This is a genomic window from Acidobacteriota bacterium (genome assembly GCA_009838525.1).
In the GTDB taxonomy this organism is placed as follows: domain Bacteria; phylum Acidobacteriota; class Vicinamibacteria; order Vicinamibacterales; family UBA8438; genus VXRJ01.
In genome coordinates this window covers 1-2,970 of the sequence record VXRJ01000030.1, presented here as the reverse complement: position 1 = coordinate 2,970, position 2,970 = coordinate 1, and the positions used below count along the sequence as shown (strand labels likewise).

At 57.5% G+C, this 2,970-nt stretch carries 3 protein-coding genes and 1 pseudogene; all 4 read left to right on the top strand.

The window, feature by feature from the left end:
* Positions 1 to 299 precede the first annotated feature (299 nt).
* The 4 genes and pseudogenes from F4Y45_12830 to F4Y45_12815 all read left to right on the top strand — a co-directional run bounded on the left by F4Y45_12830 (position 300) and on the right by F4Y45_12815 (position 2,776).
* Positions 300 to 997, top strand: a pseudogene (locus F4Y45_12830) (hypothetical protein).
* Between the two features lie 103 nt (positions 998 to 1,100).
* On the top strand, positions 1,101 to 1,634 hold the full coding sequence (locus F4Y45_12825; protein MXY25387.1) for a hypothetical protein: 534 nt from the start codon (positions 1,101 to 1,103) through the stop codon (positions 1,632 to 1,634).
* 537 nt (positions 1,635 to 2,171) lie between these two features.
* Positions 2,172 to 2,402 (top strand): hypothetical protein, encoded by a 231-nt coding sequence (locus tag F4Y45_12820; GenBank protein MXY25386.1) that lies wholly within the window; start codon positions 2,172 to 2,174, stop codon positions 2,400 to 2,402.
* Positions 2,399 to 2,776 carry a type II toxin-antitoxin system death-on-curing family toxin gene (locus tag F4Y45_12815; GenBank protein MXY25385.1) on the top strand — a complete coding sequence of 126 codons (378 nt, stop codon included), beginning with the start codon at positions 2,399 to 2,401 and terminating at the stop codon, positions 2,774 to 2,776. Before F4Y45_12820 ends, F4Y45_12815 begins: the two co-directional genes overlap by 4 nt.
* Positions 2,777 to 2,970: the final 194 nt, after the last annotated feature.

Here is a 2,970-nt window from a genome sequence, read left to right as displayed (position 1 = left end):
CGACGATGGCGACAACATCTTCCTGATCAAGCTCAACCGCTGGTTCGGGCTGTAGAAACTAGCCCGGCTTGACAGCATTCGGATTAGATGGGTAGCTTTTTATCTCCCCTCGTTTGACGGGGAGCGGATTGAAACGCGAACACGCATCGCGGCGGATTTTTTGATTTCAGGAGCTGTTGAGATGACATTCCGATATAAACCGACCTACGCCTTTTCGCATAACAACGACGACAATAATCCCGCCATTCTGGCTCGATGGCGTTGGCCGTGATCGGATTCTACTCTCACCCTAACCCGCCGTTGAGTCTCGCTCCAACGGCGGGTTTTTTTATGTACAGCCAAAACTGGAGGCTACCATGCACCGCTCCAGATCGCGCCCTGCTTCCGCGACGAAGATGCCCGCGCCGACCGTTCCCCCGGCGAATTCTACCAACTCGACCTCGAGATGGCCTTCGTCGAACAAGAGGACGTCTTTGCTGTGGTCGAGGATCTCTTTTCCGCTCTCTTCCGCGAGTTCACCGACTGGAAAGTGACCGCACCGCCGTTCCCGCGTCTTTCCCACGCCGACGCCATGCTGCGGTTCGGCACGGATAAACCAGACCTGCGCTTCGCGCTCGAAATCCAAGACCTCTCCGAGATTTTCGCGGACTCCTCGTTCAGGCTGTTCAGGGACATCGTCGCAGCAGGCGGTGCCATCCGCAATCACAGGCCAGACATCATGTACAAGGCGTTTGAGATCGCCGGGCACTCGCAGCGGGAAGTGGATCGCAAGTTCGGCGGCATGATCCGCGCCTTGCGCTACGGCGCTCCACCCCACGGCGGCATCGCCCCCGGCATCGACCGCATCGTCATGTTGCTGGCGAACGAACCAAACATCCGGGAGGTCATCGCCTTCCCCATGAACCAGAATGCACAGGACCCGCTCATGGGCGCGCCAAGCGAGGTGTCGCCCGAGCAGTTGCGGGAACTGCATCTAGCGATTCGAGCACGCGATTGAGCTTTTTTCTTTCTGCCCAAAAAAAGTCGCCGAACTATTGCGACTGTTCTACACTCCCTCGAATTTCGACTCATCTCCCAGTGAAACCAGAAGGAGGTGAGCTATGACCGAAGTTAGAAAGACCATCCGACTATACGAAGCCCTAGAACTGCGCGGCGAGTACGACGCTCGCATCAAGACGCTGCGCGACTGCTTGCCCGAGGCACGCCAGAATCGAGACCTATTCTCCCGTCGAGACAACGACTTCTCGCGCCGTCCAGCACCCGGATTCAATGTCTCCGAGGCACGCGACCAGTCGCGAGCCCTCGAATTCAAACGCCGCAAGCTAAACGCCGCGATCCAGCGTGCCAACTTCGAGCACCGCGTTGAACTCGGGGGCGACGACATGAGCCTCACCGAGGCCCTTGAGACTCGCAAAGCACTCAACGACCGCCTCGGAGAGTTGCACACCCAAGTCGTCGATTCCGCCTATGAGCGAATCCTCCACAAGGAGGAGCGCGACATCGTCGAGGACAATGAGTTACCCTACGACGACTGCCGCACCCGTCTCAACGAGGCACGCGTCGAGTTCCGCCAGCTCAATCGGCAGATTCGCGCCGCGTCGTTCGAGGTAGAGGTGGAATATGCTGACGAGTAAGGACAAGTAGAGCGGAAGAGACAGGGAAGCAAGTGCGACTGCGCCGGTGACGGCGCATAGCCCAGACGCGGCGCGCACTGTAACGCGCGACCTCAGGGATTGATAACCCAATTATCCGGCAAAGCCGCTCAACGACCTAGCGGCTAACCACTCAGCACCGGGAGCCCCTCAGCGAATCAGCAACAGGGCTTCGCGTCTCTTCCGTTCGCCATTCTCAGCAGGGGCGGGGTGTATCCCCCCGTGAATAGATCCGGGTTCTGCCAAAGCTCGCTCGACGAGCGCGGAGGCTCCCGTAGTTAGACGGGGAATGTGGATTTAATCAGTACCGTCCCACACCCGCCGGGCCGGTGCCCTGCCCCTACCACAATCTGCGCGAAACTCAGCTATAGCTCGCTTCAAACGCCGATGATCACACGCACCCGTCTCGGTTCGGGAGTGATAAACGCTTCCTTGCGGCCGCGACGCTTTCTACCCATTTTTATCAAGATATTTCTTGACGCCTTGGTTTCACGATAGAACGATACGAAAGGGATATACGTGATGGCTGTGCTACGAGAGAAATTCTCCAGTCAGGCTGCGCCGGAGTTGCTAGCCGCAGTGCGCGAAATTGCCCGCAAGGAAGGTCGTCATTTTCAAGCAGTGCTGGAAGAGGCTATGCGAGAATACATTGAAAACCGCGCTCAGGGAAAGCTCCGGGCTTCGGTTATGGCCCATTTCCAAGCCAGTGTTGAGAAAAATCGTCGCCTAGGTGAATTGTTGGCCAAATGACCCATGACTTCCCAACCATCGAGGAAGTCATCGCCATGCACAACGCCCTGATTAGTGCTTTTGGCGGCTCACTAGGCATCCTCGATGAAGGCGCTCTCGCCTCCGCGCTCATGCGTCCCCAGCTTGGGTACTACGACGGGCTCATCCAAGAAGCGGCCGCCCTCATGGAGAGTCTAGCCAACAATCACGCATTCGTGGACGGCAATAAGCGGGTTGCCTTTTTCGTCACCGACACCTTTCTGCGCATGAACGGCCACTTCATCAACTGCGACAACGATGAGGCATACGCCTTCTTCATGCGGATGTTCGAAGCCAGTTTGTTCCGATTTACCGAATTGATCTCGTGGCTTGAAGAGAAGGTCGAACCCCTCTAATCAACGCGCATACCCATCCGGATTGTCCCAACGCCAATTGGGCTGATAGCCTTCCTCGGCGTCAAAGCCATACGACGGCCCGATCTGGTTTTCGGTCTGCCAAGGCCAAGCCTGACCGCCGATAATGCGGAACTGATCGCCCTTGCCGCAGAGCCAATAGAACATGTGGGCATAGAAGCGCGCCGTGCCGTGCC